Source organism: Flavobacterium sp. CG_9.10 (genome assembly GCF_015752245.1).
GTDB lineage: Bacteria > Bacteroidota > Bacteroidia > Flavobacteriales > Flavobacteriaceae > Flavobacterium.
The window spans coordinates 37,812-54,150 of the sequence record NZ_JADOVD010000013.1; the positions used below are offsets into that span (position 1 = coordinate 37,812).

At 33.5% G+C, this 16,339-nt stretch carries 13 protein-coding genes; 8 read left to right on the forward strand and 5 right to left on the reverse strand.

From position 1 onward, the window contains the following. The first annotated feature begins 174 nt into the window (after positions 1-174). Complete coding sequence (gene ccsA, locus IWX84_RS11900) at positions 175-3,318, forward strand: cytochrome c biogenesis protein CcsA (protein WP_196850976.1); 3,144 nt, start codon at positions 175-177, stop codon at positions 3,316-3,318. A 244-nt stretch (positions 3,319-3,562) separates the two neighbouring features. On the opposite strand, the gene IWX84_RS11905 is transcribed toward ccsA, so the two are convergent. After that, positions 3,563-4,348: an anti-sigma factor domain-containing protein gene (locus tag IWX84_RS11905; protein ID WP_196850977.1), complete on the reverse strand. Its 786-nt coding sequence runs from the start codon at positions 4,346-4,348 to the stop codon at positions 3,563-3,565. Beyond that, a complete protein-coding gene (locus IWX84_RS11910; protein ID WP_196850978.1) occupies positions 4,348-4,878 on the reverse strand; it encodes an RNA polymerase sigma factor in 531 nt (176 codons plus the stop codon). The genes IWX84_RS11905 and IWX84_RS11910 overlap by 1 nt, the downstream gene beginning before the upstream one ends. A gap of 231 nt (positions 4,879-5,109) precedes the next feature. On the opposite strand from IWX84_RS11910, the gene IWX84_RS11915 reads away from it, so the two are divergent. The 5 genes from IWX84_RS11915 (at position 5,110) to IWX84_RS11935 (ending at position 10,747) form a co-directional block, all read left to right on the forward strand. After that, positions 5,110-5,760 carry a DUF4331 family protein gene (locus tag IWX84_RS11915; protein WP_196850979.1) on the forward strand — a complete coding sequence of 217 codons (651 nt, stop codon included), beginning with the start codon at positions 5,110-5,112 and terminating at the stop codon, positions 5,758-5,760. Positions 5,761-5,789: 29 nt separating this feature from the next. Next, a complete protein-coding gene (locus tag IWX84_RS11920) occupies positions 5,790-6,392 on the forward strand; it encodes a DUF4331 family protein (RefSeq protein ID WP_196850980.1) in 603 nt (200 codons plus the stop codon). Between the two features lie 109 nt (positions 6,393-6,501). Then, a complete protein-coding gene (locus tag IWX84_RS11925; RefSeq protein ID WP_196850981.1) occupies positions 6,502-7,797 on the forward strand; it encodes a tetratricopeptide repeat protein in 1,296 nt (431 codons plus the stop codon). 7 nt (positions 7,798-7,804) lie between these two features. Continuing rightward, on the forward strand, positions 7,805-10,018 hold the full coding sequence (locus IWX84_RS11930; protein ID WP_196850982.1) for a TonB-dependent receptor: 2,214 nt from the start codon (positions 7,805-7,807) through the stop codon (positions 10,016-10,018). Between the two features lie 141 nt (positions 10,019-10,159). After that, on the forward strand, positions 10,160-10,747 hold the full coding sequence (locus IWX84_RS11935; RefSeq protein ID WP_196850983.1) for a glutathione peroxidase: 588 nt from the start codon (positions 10,160-10,162) through the stop codon (positions 10,745-10,747). 193 nt (positions 10,748-10,940) lie between these two features. Here IWX84_RS11935 and IWX84_RS11940 read toward each other — a convergent pair whose 3' ends face one another. Beyond that, the gene (locus IWX84_RS11940) at positions 10,941-11,891 is read right to left on the reverse strand and encodes a tRNA dihydrouridine synthase (RefSeq protein ID WP_196850984.1); all 951 of its coding nucleotides are present in this window, start codon (positions 11,889-11,891) and stop codon (positions 10,941-10,943) included. Positions 11,892-12,000: 109 nt separating this feature from the next. Beyond that, positions 12,001-12,498: a GNAT family N-acetyltransferase gene (locus IWX84_RS11945; RefSeq protein ID WP_196850985.1), complete on the reverse strand. Its 498-nt coding sequence runs from the start codon at positions 12,496-12,498 to the stop codon at positions 12,001-12,003. Positions 12,499-12,593: 95 nt separating this feature from the next. On the opposite strand from IWX84_RS11945, the gene menD reads away from it, so the two are divergent. After that, positions 12,594-14,255, forward strand: coding sequence for a 2-succinyl-5-enolpyruvyl-6-hydroxy-3-cyclohexene-1-carboxylic-acid synthase (menD, locus tag IWX84_RS11950; RefSeq protein WP_196850986.1), 1,662 nt, complete (start codon positions 12,594-12,596; stop codon positions 14,253-14,255). An 89-nt stretch (positions 14,256-14,344) separates the two neighbouring features. Next, positions 14,345-14,686 (forward strand): DUF2853 family protein, encoded by a 342-nt coding sequence (locus tag IWX84_RS11955; protein WP_196850987.1) that lies wholly within the window; start codon positions 14,345-14,347, stop codon positions 14,684-14,686. A 67-nt stretch (positions 14,687-14,753) separates the two neighbouring features. Here IWX84_RS11955 and IWX84_RS11960 read toward each other — a convergent pair whose 3' ends face one another. Then, positions 14,754-16,106, reverse strand: a complete 1,353-nt coding sequence (locus IWX84_RS11960; RefSeq protein WP_196850988.1) for a M20/M25/M40 family metallo-hydrolase — start codon at positions 16,104-16,106, stop codon at positions 14,754-14,756. Positions 16,107-16,339: the final 233 nt, after the last annotated feature.

Below are 16,339 nucleotides of genomic sequence, written 5' to 3' on the forward strand. Positions count from 1 at the left end.
GCTTTTTTTATTGCTTTTCTGGATATTTTGCAAAATAAAATGATGTTCAAATTAACTTTTTTCACCGTAAAATTAGAAGACTTAATTTTGGATTAAATTAACAATTGTGCGAATATAGAAGTCAACATTTTTAAGTACTTTTGTGGCACTTTTAAGAAATGAAATCCCTTACAAATGTTAAAAAAAATATTTTCAATTTTGTTCTCCACACGATTAATGGCCATCCTTTTCTTATCTTTTGCAATCGCAATGGCTACTGGAACTTTTATAGAAAGCAAATACAATACTGATACTGCTAAAATTTGGGTTTATAATGCATGGTGGTTTGAAGCCATTATGGTTTTTTTTATGATTAATTTCATAGGAAATATTAAGCGTTATCAATTATTAAAAAAAGAAAAATGGGCGACTTTATTACTCCATTTGTCTTTCATCTTTATTCTTCTTGGTGCTTTCGTAACACGATACATTAGTTACGAAGGAATGATGCCTATTCGCGAAGGTGCTGCAGAAAATCAAGTTTTTTCGGAGAAAACCTTTCTTACTGTTTTTATAGATGGTGAATACAAAGGCGAAATGAAACGTAGAGTTTTTGAAAAATCTTTATTGCTATCTCCTGTTACCAATAATAGTTTTTCGATTTCAGATAAATTTGCTGATACGCCATTTAAAGTAGAATATAAAAATTTTATTTTGGGCGCAAAAGAAGTTATCAAGCCGGACAATAAAGGAGTTGTTTACATGAAAGTGGTAGAAGCCGGTGATGGCAGCCGTCACGAACATATGCTTAAAGCGGGTGAAATACAAAACATACATAATGTATTATTTTCATTAAACAAATATGCCGAAGGGGCGATAAATATTACGACAACTGGAGCGGCTTATACAATCCAAACTCCTTTTGAAGGTAATTTTATGCGCATGGCAGATAAATTGCAAGGAAAAGTAACTAAAGATAATGTTCAGCCATTAATGATGCGTTCCTTGTACAGCATTGGTGAAATGCGTTTTGTATTTCCTGATCCAGCTGTAAAAGGAGTAATTGCGTATGATTCAAGTAATGACTTTAAGGCAAAGAATCATGAAGACGCTTTAGTTTTAAATGTAAGTGCTGAAGGACAACAAAAAGAGGTTACGATTCTGGGTTCCAAAGGTAAAATAGGAGAATCTAAAACTGTGAAAATAGGAAAAATTGATTATACTTTTTTCTACGGAAGTAAGGCTTATGTCTTGCCTTTCAAGATAAAATTGAATGATTTTATTGCTAAAAAATATCCCGGAACCGAGAAAAGTTATTCTTCTTTTGAAAGCCAGGTTACGGTTCAAGATTCCACTAAATCATTTGATGCCAGAATTTTTATGAATAATGTTTTAGATTACAAACAGTTTCGCTTTTTTCAATCTTCTTTTGATCCTGACGAAAAAGGAACAGTATTATCTGTAAATCACGATTTTTGGGGAACTTGCATAACATACAGCGGCTATTTTATGTTGTTTTTTGCAATGATGTCGATTATGTTTACCAAGTATTCTCGTTTTGCTGATTTGAAAAGAAAACTGGAAGTGGTAAAAAATAAAAAAGCAAAGTTGACTACGATTTTAGTTTTGATGCTAAGTTTTAATGGATTTGCTCAAAAACAAGACGATCATCAGCACAAGGCGCCCAATGAAAAACAAATGGATTCTTTATTGGTAAAATATAAAGTTCCAGAAGACCATGCAGCTAAATTTGGAAGATTAATAATCCAAGATGCTGGCGGAAGAATGAAGCCTATCAATACTTTTTCGTCTGAATTGTTGCGAAAAGTGAGCCATATGGAAACGTATAAAGGCATGAACTCTGATCAGGTTTTGTTGTCTATGACGGAATATGCAAAATTATGGATTGAAGTTCCATTAATTTATATCAAAGCGGGAAATGATAGTATCCGAAAAATTATTGGTATTGACAAAGAAGCAAAATACGCTCCCTTTATTGCTTTCTTTGATGAAAAAGGGAACTATAAATTGTCTCCATATTTAGATGACGCTTTTAAAGCAGGAAATCCAAACCAGTTTGAAAAAGACTTTATTGAAACCGATAAAAAAGTAAATCTGATGGAATCAGCCTTGAGTGGCCGAATATTAAAGATTTTCCCTATTCCAAATAATGAAAATAATAAATGGATTTCTTATCTGGAATTGAATGAATCAGGGATGAAAGGAATGGATTCCACTTATACTAAAAGTGTGTTGCCATTATATTTTGGGACTTTAACTAATGCAGCCGATACTAAAGATTATAAAACAGCAAATGAATTATTAGAAAGCATAAATGGTTTTCAGAAAAAGTTTGGAAGCAAAGTGAGACCAACCGAAGAGAAAATTACATTGGAGATATTGTACAATAAATACGATGTGTTCAAAGTATTGCCCTATTGGTATTTGATAGCCGCTATTTTGATGCTTTTATTTACTATTCTACAAATAGTGAAAGAGCGAAAAGTATTGAATATTTTGGTCAATTCTATGCATGTTATTGTTGGATTGTTATTCGGTTTACATACTATAGGTTTAATCGCCCGTTGGTATATATCAGGGCATGCGCCTTGGAGTAATGCTTATGAATCTATCATTTATGTAGCTTGGGCTACCATGTTTTTTGGATTGGCTTTCGATATAAAATCGAAACTTACTGTGGCTTCTTCTGCTTTTGTTACAGCAATGATTTTGGCAGCAGCCTACATGAATTGGATTGACCCGGAAATTGCTAATTTGCAGCCGGTTCTTAATTCGTATTGGTTAATGATTCACGTAGCAGTGATTGTGGCCAGTTACGGTCCATTTGCATTAGGAATGATATTAGGTTTTGTTTCTCTGTTGTTAATATTTTTTACCAATGAAAAGAACAAAGCCAAAATGGATTTGAATATTCAAGAAATCACCTACATCAATGAAATGGCATTGACAATTGGTTTAATCATGCTTACCATTGGAAACTTCCTTGGAGGACAGTGGGCCAATGAAAGTTGGGGACGTTACTGGGGTTGGGATCCAAAAGAAACTTGGGCATTAATCAGTATAATGGTTTATGCTTTTGTGATTCATGCTCGATTTGTTCCATCCTTACGAGGAAAATGGATTTTTAACTTGATGAGTATGTTTGCTTTTGTATCGATTTTGTTTACGTATTATGGAGTGAATTTCCATTTAGTTGGACTTCATTCGTATGCCAGTGGTGAAGCTCATTCATTAAACTGGATTTGGTATTCATTGGGAGGAATTGCTGCAATAGGAGCTGTTACCTATCCAAAATATAGAAAATACTATAAGAAATAGTTCTTGAATTATTTCCATAAAAAAAGGTTCAACTTTTCGGTTGAACCTTTTTTTGTGTTTAATATTTTTTACTTTTTAATGAATATTTGATCTTCTTATTTTTGATCATGGAACATGGAATTTTCAGTGTTGAAATTCTGAAAAGGGATGACCAATGCTATTTTTTTATTTCAAAATTCAATATTCCAAGTTGGCTATTTAGCCTTTTTAATTGGGAACTTGAAATGTTGAAATATGATATTATTTATACTTTTCCCAAAGTATATAGTTGTTCCATTGTAGGACTTAAACTTCCTCCTGCAGGCTCCAAAGTTATACCAAAAGCCTCCGCTTCATTTGCATTATCGACAGCAAACATTTTTTGATCATTAACTTTGAAATTTTCCAGTAGTCCGATGCTTGTAGGTGTCAACGGATTCAATTTTAATGCCCAGACTTGGTATACCATTCCTTCTGGTGGTTCCGGTAATCCTGCCGCATCTACATAAACCACTTTCGTTTCTTTGTTCCAATATACTTTTGCCGAAGATTGCGGCGCAACTGCTTGTCCGCCAAGAGCTACAACCGTGTTTTTAATATCTCTTACAATTGCTAAACTGGTTTCACTTGCCGAGTTTTTCAGTTCCAAAGTTTTAATATCCTTCTCAAGTTTTGATTTCTCGGAAGTAGCATTTACCACTTGGTTATTGGTTTGCTCCATTTGATTGTATTGATAGCCAATGCCAACCAATAAAAGAACCGCAGCGGCCCAACCGACGTATTGAGACCAATTTCTGCTTGGTTCGAATTCAATTACTTTGGCGTGTTTAAGTTCTAATTTTTCTTTTATTTTTTCGAAATTCTCAGCAGAAATAAACGGTGAAAAACTGGAAGATAAAGCCACTATAGCCTTTTCAATCGCAATGATTTCTTCATTGATTTCGGGGTTGTTTTTTGCCATAATAGTAACCTGTTCATTTTCGGTTTCATTTAGTAAACCATAAACGTAAAGTTCTAAAATACCTGATTCTATATATTCTTTTGCTTCCATTATACTTTTAAATAATTTCTTAAGTCATTAATACAGTTTCGATTATGAGTTTTAACAGTACCCAAAGGAATTTCTAATTCATCAGAAGCTTCTTGTTGGGTATATCCTTTAAAAAACAGTAAATCTATTATTTGAATACATTTCGGTTTGAGTTTTTTGATAAACTCTTGTATACCTATAGTATCAATTTTATTGACGAGTTTATTACTGTCGTCTAACAGATGTACGAAATTATCTGAGGAAAGGTTTTTTTGACTGTTATTAAAATTTTTAGAACGCAATTTATCGATGGAGGTATTTCTGGCGATATTTAAAATCCAAGTATAGAATCGACCTTTACTTTCATGATAGGAATCAATGTTTTTCCAGATTTTTACAAATACATCTTGAAGAACATCTTCGGCTTCTTCTCTATTTTTTACCAGAACGGTAATTACTGCAAAAAGGCTTTTGGAATACATATCATATAGATGTGTAAATGCCTTATCGTCTTTCTTATATATCAACACTAATAATTCGTCTTGGGTCATATCCTTTATGTTTTGCTATTGCAAACTTATACATTCTTATCTACAATTGGTAAATTATATCAATTTCTGCTTTAATTTTTTTTAAAAAATAAAAAAATTATGTTTTTATATTGTATTTAAAACATTGATTATCAAATAATTAAAATATTAATTAATTTTTTTTTATGATTTTTAAAACCAAAACGGAAACAATGCCGTAAATGCTTTTATAACCTTTTAAATTATAACAAAATGAAAAAAACAAAAATGTTATTAGGTCTATCGCTAGTGGCGATTTCGGGCTTAATTTTAGTAGCAGCGGATCATGTAGATGCTCCATCAGTAACAGGTAATGCAGCAGATATTACCGATGTGTACACTTTTCAAGGACAAGACACGAACAACTTAGTATTTGCAGTAAATACGCAAGGATTGTTAAGTCCTAATGCAACAGCCGCAGCGGCATTTAATGAAAATGTAATGATTGAAATTAATATTGATAACACAGGTGATAATGTGGAGGATTTAGTAATTCAAGCGATTAAAAGAGGAGACAAAATGTATTTCTTTGGTCCTTATGCTCCTGGAACAACAGGAACATCAAGTACAATCAAATCTAGCGCTGCTTCAGGAACTGTTGCGATTTCTACTTACGGTGCTACTCCTATATTAGGAACACAAAACGGAATGAAATTTTTCGCAGGACCAAGAGACGATCCTTTCTTTTTTGACCTAGGACAATTCAAAGCAATCCTTGGTGGAACAGCTTCAGGATTCAAAAACCCAGGTACAGATACTTTTGCAGGAACAAATGTACTTTCAATAGTAGTAGAAGTTCCAAAAGCAATGTTAGGTACTGCGAGTACTTTGAATGTATGGGCAGAAACTAAGAAAAAACAATAATCAATTATTGTTTATTAAACTTTAAAATTATGAAACGTCAAGTTCACGAATTAAGAAAAAATTTAAATAAAAATATCATGAGTAAATCAAATAAATTCAAAATCATAGCGGTAGCAGTAGTTTGCGCAATAGGTGCAGTAAGCTGTAATAATGACGATAATAGTACGGATCCAATGGCAAGTGCTGATTTTTCTGGAACTTTTGTACAACAAGATCAGATGGCAAGACCGGCTATAAATACCGTGTTCATTGCTGCGGGTCAACCTAAAGATGATTTCAATGCTGCAATTCCATCAATGATGGGTGCAAAATACCAATCTATTTTTGAATCTAGATTGCTAGCTTTAAATGCTGGATATACAAAAAATGCTTTAGGTTTAACGTCTTCTCAATTTACAGGGATATTGGCAACTGACGTATTGAATGTGAAAACTTCAGGAAAAACAACTTTTTTTGATGGGACAAATGTCTTAACAGGTAGAGCTTTGGCTGATGATGTTATTGATACGGAGTTAATATTAATCTTTGGTGGCCCAACAGGTGCTTCTAATGCTGGTCTTACTTCTGATCACGTAGATTCAAATGATAAAACATTTACAACTTCATTCCCTTATTTGGCAACAGCCTGGTAATATTTATTTTAAAAAAAACAGGGTACTTTCATTTTAATTGTGCTCTGTTTTTTTTTCTTTCAAAACAAACAAACAAACAAACAAACAAACAAACAAACAACAATTGATTATGAAACCTTCAAAAATAATCCCATTATTGGTTTTTGCAATCATAGCACTTTATAGCTGTAGTAACAAACCAACTCAAATTACAAAAACATCAGATTACATTAAATATTTGAATGTAAAAGATAATAAATCAATGACTTTTGCTAATGATGAAATTGATTTCTGGCAAAAGAAATTCGATGCAGCTCCTAATCAAATCAGTTACTTAAGTCTAATTGCTTCAAATTATGCTGCACTTTTTGAATATACTGGAAACATCAAATATTTATATAAAACGGAAGCTTTACTAACGCAATCCAATGCAACTTATAAATATTCTAAGGTTTCCACTATTCGATCTTTGGCAAGAAATTATATTGCTCAGCATCGATTTAAGGAAGCTTTGAACTTAGCCAATAAAGCTATGGCAATAGGCGAAGGAAAGAAAGAAACTCAAAAATTATTATTTGATGTTCAAATGGAATTAGGTAATTATCCGGAAGCCGTAAAGAATTTGAACGCATTGCGTGATATGAGAGATTATGATTATCTAATTCGTTTGGCTAAATGGAACGACCATAAAGGTGATTTGAAAACCGCAATTACTTTCATGGAAAAAGCCAGAGATATTGCTGAAAAAGAAGATAATAAAGTCCTTAAAATCTGGTCTTACTCAAATCTTGGAGATTTTTACGGTCATGCCGGCAGAATTCAGGAATCCTATGACAGCTACATAAAAACTTTGACAATCGATCCCAATTATTCGTATGCTTTAAAAGGAATAGCCTGGATTGTATTTTCACATGAAAGAAATACAGAAGAGGCAAAAAGAATTGTTGAAGCCATTGAAGTGACTCACAATACGCCTGATTTTTATTTATTGAAATCTCAAATTGCCCAATTCGAAGGAGATAAAGCAAAAGAATTAGAAAACAGAAATGCTTATTTCGAAATGCTAAAAGCCAACAATTATGGCGCAATGTATAACAAATACAATGTTTTAATTTATGCTGACGCAAAAGAAACGGCTTCGAAAGCACTTGAAATTGCAAAAGTCGAAGTGGATCACCGACCAACTCCTGATTCTTATGATTTATTGGCGTGGTCTTATTTAAATCTTGGCCAAAATAAAAAAGCATTAGAAATTGCTCAAAAATATGTAGTTGGGAAATCATTCGAACCAAAAGTGCAATATCATTTAGCGATGATTTATAAATCTAATAAAGAAGCCGTAAAAGTACAACCCATTAAGGAAGAATTGCTTTCCAGTATTTATGAATTAGGACCTAATTTAGACAAAAAGGTAAATCAATTATAGCCATTAGATGAAAAATGTTTTTATAATCCTGATTACTTTCTTCGGGATGGCTTCTTATGGTCAAATTCAAAAAGGTAAAGTGGTGGATATGGATGGAAATCCAATAGAAAATGCCTATCTGATTAATATAACTACCGAAACTCATGCACATACGGATGAATTTGGAATGTTTTCGATAGACAAAACTGTTGTAGGAAATGCGTTGAAAGTAACTGCTGTGGGTTATAAAAAAATGAATTTTTCTGTGACTTCATCCGAAAGTATCATTAGTCTGGAAGACGATAGTTTTCGTTTGAATGAAGTAGTTATTCAGGCAAAGCTTTCGGCAATGAATGTGATTTCAAAAATAGATTTGCAAACGACTCCGGTAAATTCTTCTCAAGAAATTTTGCGAAAAGTACCCGGATTATTCATTGGTCAACATGCCGGTGGAGGTAAAGCGGAGCAAATTTTCTTGAGAGGTTTTGATATCGATCACGGTACTGATATTGCGATTTCAGTGGATGGAATGCCGGTAAATATGGTTTCTCACGCACATGGTCAAGGTTACGCCGATTTGCATTTTGTAATTCCAGAAACGGTAGAAAAAATAGATTTCGGGAAAGGAACGTATTATGCCAATAAAGGAGATTTTGCAACCGCAGGTTATGTTGCTTTTCAAACCAAAGATAAACTTGAAAAAAGTAGCATCGGTCTAGAAGTGGGACAATTTAATACGTTGAGAACGGTAGGGTTGTTTAATCTTTTGGGTAACCAAAAAAATCAGAGCGCTTATATCGCCACTGAATATATTTTGACAGACGGGCCATTTGATTCGCCTCAAAATTTTAATCGAATCAATTTATTGGGAAAATATTCAGCGATATTGGATGATAATTCCAAATTTTCAATTTCAGCCTCTCGTTTTTCCAGTAAGTGGGATGCTTCTGGACAAATACCACAACGATTGGTTGATAATGGAACGATTTCACGATTTGGATCTGTCGATGATACTGAAGGAGGGAAAACCTCTAGAACTAATTTTAATGCGAGTTTGAGTAAACCAATTAACGAAAATACGTTCTTGAAAGCCAACGCTTTTTACTCTAAATATGAGTTTGAATTGTATTCTAATTTTACTTTTTTCCTAAATGATCCTATCAATGGCGACCAAATTAGACAAAAAGAAAATAGAAATATTTATGGAATGAATGCCGAGCTGAATAAAAAAATGAAGCTGAATGATTTGGATTTAACGTTTCAATATGGAGTTGGTTTTCGGGCAGATGCTACAACCGATACGGAACTTTCGCATACTTTAAACAGAAGAACTACTTTGCAGAATATTAAATTGGGAGATATTGATGAATCAAATGTATTCAGTTATATAAATTCCGAAATAAACCTTGGAAAACTAATAATCAATCCTGCCTTTCGCTTGGATTATTTCAAATTCAATTACCAAGATAAATTGACAACTGATTATAAAACACAGTCGGAAAGTAAAGTGAAAATTTCTCCAAAGTTGAATTTTATATATACCGAAAATAACAATTTACAGTTTTTTATAAAATCAGGGATGGGTTTTCATTCTAATGACACTCGAGTTGTAGTTCAAAACAGCGGTAAGCAGGTTTTACCCACGGCAATTGGAACTGATATTGGAACTATTTGGAAGCCATTTCCTAAGTTAATTGTGAATTCCGCTTTATGGTATTTGTATTTGGAACAAGAGTTTGTGTATGTAGGCGATGCCGGAATTATTGAGCCAAGCGGGAAATCAAAACGTATGGGTGTTGATTTAGGGTTGCGTTATCAATTGAATGATTGGTTTTATTTAGATACTGATGCAAATTATACGTATGCCAGAAGTATGGATGCTCCAAAAGGTCAGGATTACATACCGCTAGCACCGGATTTTACCTCAACAGGCGGTTTAAGTTTCCAGAAATTAAATGGTTTTTCAGGCGGAGTTCATTACCGCTATTTAAAAAGTCGTCCGGCTAATGAGGATAATTCCATCGTTGCGAAAGGCTATTTTGTATCTGATTTTAATATCAATTACCAATATGAAAAAATAACAATTGGAATGTCTATCGATAATTTGTTTAATACCAAATGGAAAGAAACGCAATTCGCAACTGAATCAAGATTGCAAAACGAACCTGCAGGCGTTGAAGAAATTCATTTTACACCGGGAACTCCATTTTTTATGAAAGGAAAAATTACGTATACGTTTTAATTACAGAATTAGTTTGTTGTTTATTTGTTTGGAAGCTTAGCGTTGATGTTTGTCGCTAAGCTTCCTTTTATTTAACTTCTGTTTAACCAAAATAAATTTTAATGAGACAAATAAATGTTTAATTTTATAAAAAATATAATTATGAAAAATGTATTATTGATTGCCAGCTGTGCTTTATTATTGTTCAGCTGTAAAAATCAGGCACAACTTCAAAAATCTGAAACCAAAATGAGTACACCACTAGTAGCTAAAGAAACTATTTATCAATTCAAAGTTGAAGATTTATCAGGAAAAAGTTTTGATTTTGCTTCTTTAAAAGGAAAAAAAATCATGATTGTAAATACCGCTTCAAAATGTGGATTGACGCCACAGTACAAAGATCTTGAAGCAGTTTATAAAGAATACAAAGACAAAGGATTGGTGATTGTGGGTTTTCCTGCGAATAATTTTGCATCTCAAGAACCAGGAACGAATGAAGAAATTGCTACTTTTTGCCAAATGAATTACGGAGTAACTTTTCCTATGATGGATAAAGTTTCTGTAAAAGGAGATGACATGGCTGCCATCTATCAGTTTTTGACTCAAAAATCTAAAAACGGATTGCAAGATTCAACTGTGGAATGGAATTTTCAAAAATACCTTATTAACGAAAAAGGAGAATTGGAAAAAGTGATTGCACCAAGAACATTAGTAACAGATCCTGAAGTGATAAACTGGATTAAAGCATAATTTACTACCGCTAATTCGCTAATTTTTTTAAAGTAAACAATCTAAATGAGATTCTCAGTCATATGAGACTCTCATTTTTTTTATAGATTAAGTAAGAATTGAACACATTCCAAATTATAAACAGTAAGAAATTAAGTATCCGTGGAACTTATTGCTTAATTATTCTTAATTTCTTAATGGATTATTTTTTTCTTTAGAATTTTTCGTTTTTGAAAATCTCCGAAACTGCCGCTTCATAATTCCGAATACTTTGCGCTTTTTTTATTTTTTTCAAAACCTTATGCGGATTTGAGAATGTAGCCGAAAAGTATTCCCATAAATGATACATTTTTAATAAAATATGCGTGGAACCTGAAAGAGATTCACTATAAATAGCATACAAAGTATCGTGAAACGCACTGAATAATTCAATTTTGTTTGCAGGATATTCCATGGTATTGTTTTTTATCATATTGGGTAAAAAAGGATCCGAAATTAATCCTCGGCCAATCATCCAATGGTCAATGCTTGGAAAGCGTTGTTGCATTTCCTGAAACTTAGCCACTGAAGTGATATCACCATTGTAATACAATTTATGTTTGGTGTTGTCAATACAGTGTTGGAACGCATCTAAGTTTACGCCACCTTTATAAAGTTGTTTTCCAATGCGCGCGTGTATGGCAATATTTTTAATTGGGTAGGTGTCTAAAATAGGTAATACATCAAGAATTTCTTCACTGTTTTCATATCCCAAACGCATTTTCATAGACACAATAATATCCGATTCTGTGTGGGCTCTATGAAGGATATGGTTGATTTTTTCCGGATTACTGATCAAGCCGGAACCCATACCAGATTTTGTAACCATAGGATAAGGACACCCTAAATTCCAGTTTAATTCCTTGTAACCCAATTCTCGAACATACTTAGCCACAAATAAAAATTCATCAGCATCATTTGTTATTACTTGCGGAATGACCTCTAAATCAAGATTATTTTCAGGAAGTAGATCTCGTTCATAAGAAGGTTTAATGACCATTTTTCCGTTCAACCGAATGTATGGCGAGTAAAAAGTATCAATTCCGCCAAAAAGTTTGTTTTGCGCATTTCTAAAACGAAAGTCAGTAAATCCCTGTAAAGGCGATGAAAGTAAGGTATAGTCCATGAAATTTTTAGTTGTGCAAATATACTATAAAGTCGCAAGTCTTAAAGTTATAAAGTTTTTAAAGTCAAACATATTATAAAAGACGAACCAAATTGTAGTACAAATTCACTTATTCTAAAATCAATTGCATAAAAACCAAATCGAGCCAATGATCAAATTTGTAGCCTACTTCTCGAATAGTGCCCACCACTTTAAAACCAAACTTTTCATGAAAAGTAATACTTCCTGAATTATCAGCATCAACTGCGCCAATCATAACATGATATCCTTGCTCTTTTGCCAATTGAATGAGTTCGGCTAATAGTAGTTTTCCAATACCTTTTCCTATAAATTCTTGTGCAACATAAACAGAATGTTCGATGGTGTGTTGATAACCATTTTTTTCTCTGAAAGTACCATAGGTAGCATATCCAATAGTCCCATTTTCAAATTCAGCGACAATTACTGGCTGATTTTTTTTCATTTTTTCTTCAAACCACGATTTTTGTGTTTCAAAATCGTGCGGCTCATAATCATAATTAGAGGTGCTGTGAAGTATTTGATGATTCACAATTTCCAATATTGTATCTATATCAGCAAAAACGGCCGGTCTTATTTTAATTTCCATTATAAAAGATTTTACTCCAAAATTAAGAAAAATCAACTGAAACTACTGGAAAAAGAGTTACAACTTTGTAACTTTGTAATCAGAAAAATAGACAAATGATTTACCCCAAAATACCTTTAGCACAAAGCATTATTCAGATTTGTTTAGCCAAAGGAATCACCACCATCATAATTTCTCCGGGTTCACGAAATGCTCCCTTGACAATAGGTTTTGTAAACAATTCCGCTTTTCAATGCTACAGTATTGCCGATGAGCGTTGTGCCGCTTTTTTTGCACTCGGAATTGCACAACAAACCAAACAACCCGTGGCTTTGGTTTGTACATCTGGTTCTGCATTACTGAATTATTATCCTGCTTTTGCAGAAGCATTTTACAGCCAAATCCCTTTGATTGTGATTTCTGCAGATAGACCGCAAAGCAAGATAGATATTGGTGATGGGCAAACGATTCGTCAGGAAGATGTATTTGCCAACCATTCGTTGTATAATGCCAATTTAAACGAAGCCGTCTCCAAAGAAAATGATTATAAAATAAACCAAGCGATTGATATTGCTTTGAATAAAAAGGGACCGGTTCACATCAATGCACCTTTTGAAGAGCCTTTATACGAAACGGTTTCAGAACTTTCTATCGATATAATGGTGAATGCTTTTGCAAATTTAAATCCAATGCCTGCAATTGAAGATTTATCTGAATTTGTCAAAATTTGGAATAATTCAACTCGAAAAATGATTTTAGTTGGCGTGAATGAACCCGATGAAATTAGTGATAAAACACTTAATTTTCTAGCGGAAGACGAGTCAGTGTTGGTGATGACAGAAACCACATCCAATTTACATCATCCTTCTTTTATAAATAATATTGATACGATAATTACGCCTTTCACTAATGATGATTTTGAGACTTTTCGTCCGGAAATACTGGTGACTTTTGGTGGAATGATCGTTTCTAAACGTATCAAAGCTTTTTTGCGAAAGTACAAACCCCAACACCATTGGAACATTGATACTTTGAGAGCATATGACACTTTTGGAGCATTGACAAAGCATTTTAATGTTAATCCGAATTCTTTCTTTGAAGCTTTTTTACCTTTGACAAAAGGAATAAAAAGTGATTATTTCAGTAAAATGGATGCCGTAAATAAGTTGCGTAAAGAGAAACATGAAATTTATTTGTCCAAAATTCCTTTTTCAGATTTTGTGGTTTTTGAAAAGGTAATTAAAAGCTTACCTAAAAATAGTCATTTGCAAATTAGTAACAGCTCTGCCATTCGCTATGCCCAATTAATCGATATTGATCCTTCCATTGAAGTGTATTGCAATCGCGGTACCAGCGGAATAGATGGAAGTACCTCGACCGCTATTGGTGCGGCTGTCGCCAATGAAAAACAAACTATTTTCATCACTGGAGATATTGGTTTTTTATATGACAGCAATGCACTTTGGAACCAATACATTCCAAAGAATTTCAAGATTATTTTGATTAATAATGGGGGCGGCGGAATTTTTAGGATTTTGCCTGGGCATGAAGAAACTCCTGTTTTTAATACTTTTTTCGAAACTTCTCATTGCTTGACTGCCGAACATTTGTCAAAAATGTATGGTTTTGATTATTCTATTGCAAGTAATGAAGCAAGTCTGGCAAAGGGTTTAAATGCGTTGTATAGTCATAATGAGAAACCAAATATTTTGGAGATTTTTACGCCTACATTACAAAACGATAGTATTTTGTTGCAGTATTTTAAAGAATTGGTTTAGTTTTTTTTAAATATTTGTTAAAAGATATGATTAATTGTTTAAATTTGAGAGAGTTATAAAAAAAATAATCAAATATTAAACTTTTATTTATGAGTGCAAGAGATGAATTAATTGTGAAGTATGCTGCCGATTTGAAAGACAAATGCGGTGTTAGTCCAAACATGGATTTATTGACTAAAGTAACTATTGGCTGCGGTCCCTCCATTTACAATACCGATTCAGCGACTGTTGCCGGAAGCCAACAATCAGAACTGGATACAGTTAAAAATAATTTTCTAATCAAGAAGTTAGGACTTGCTGATGGAACTAATTTAGATGCTGGAATTGATGCTGTGATGGAAAAATATGGTCGTTCCAACAAAAATAAATATAGAGCAGTGATTTATTATTTATTGACAGTTCACTTTAAAAAAGAGAGTGTTTATAATTAATCCCACATCATAAAAATAGAAAAGCGTTCGCCTAGGCGAACGCTTTTTTTATGGACTAGTTTTTTTGTTAGCGAATTGGCAAAGGGAAAACCGGTAAACTGGAATGTCCTAATTCATCAGTTGATTGTATGGCGAAGAAATAATTGTCTTTAGAATAAGGGATTTCGGCTTTTATATCTTTAACAAAAATTGTTTTTTCCCAATGTGAGGCCGCTGTTTCTCTGATAAGAATGTTATAACCATAGACTGCTTTCCCCTCTGGAGCTGTCCAAACTAAAACTGAAGAATTAGTAAGTTCTTTCACTTCGATTCCTGCGTTTGCTGGAGCTTTTGGTGACCACGCTAAATTAGTGAAAGTAGCCAAGTTCGAACATGTTATTTTTCTCAAATAATCAAAATCCATGAATTCAGGAAGATCACCGTATTTTATGTTATTTTCTGTTCTCAGATTTTGATGTTGTTGATTGTAATTTTCATTCCTTTCACAAAAACGAATAGCAGTAAATCCATTTTGACTAAAAGGAGTGTGATCGCCTCCACGTAAAAATCGGTCATTTCTGTATACTAAATTTATGTCTAATTGGTCCACGTATTGATTGGTAATTGTTTTGATGTAACGGGCTAGTTGTCTTGAAGGACTGTCGTTATCGCGGTTTGTAGCTTTGCGCATTTTAGCTTCGGATTCCGTTTCCAGATAAGGAATTGTTTCGCTGAAAACGCGAACTTTAGTATTGTCTCTTAAATTGGTACCGCTAGATAAGCTATTGCCAATCATATCGTTGTTGATCATCGCAATAACATTCCACTTGGATTCTTTAGCAATATCGGCTAAATGTTTGGCACCATATAATCCTTGTTCTTCTCCTGTTACTGCCACGAAAATTAAGGTAAAAGGAAATTCTCTTTTGCTCATAATTCTTGTTAGTTCCATCATTGCGGCTACTCCTGAAGCATCGTCATTAGCACCGGGAGCATCAGATTTAGCGTCCATAACATCAGTAGCACGGGAATCCAAATGTCCACTTATGATTAATACTCGATCGTCAGTTGGGTCAGTACCTTTTAATGTTGCCATTACATTGCCAAGTTGGCTGTCGATTGCAATTCGCTTTCCGTCGGCTTTAATCATGAAATAATCGATGGTCGAGGAAAGCCTCCCGCCAGATTCTAAAGCATATTTATCAAATTCAGATTTTACCCAGCGTTGTGCCGCGCCAATACCTCTAGTGTTGCTTTTGGTGTCGCTTAAAGTATGTCGGGTTCCAAAAGAAGCTAATTTGCGAATCGTTGCTTCCAGATTTTCCGCTTTTACTTCGGTAACCATTTTTTTTATTACCGGATCATTTAGTGTGATTTGAGCGTAAGTTGTAGCAGATAATAATAAGAGTAGGAATAAATAGAGAATTGAGGTTGGTTTCATTAATAGGTTTTTAGTTTGTTTCAAAGTTAGTAAAAAAGAAAAGAAATTGTGAGCGAATTTGAATTTTAGGATTTGTTCATTCTTAGAAGATTCAATATTTTCAAAGTTCATCATTCTAAAAAAACAAAACGTTCTAATCTAGCCCCGATGGGAGCGAGTATCCTTTTGTGTTTGCCTTTTTGCAAATGCAAAAGATACTGCGGAGAGCGGGACAACTCGTGAAAAATAACGGG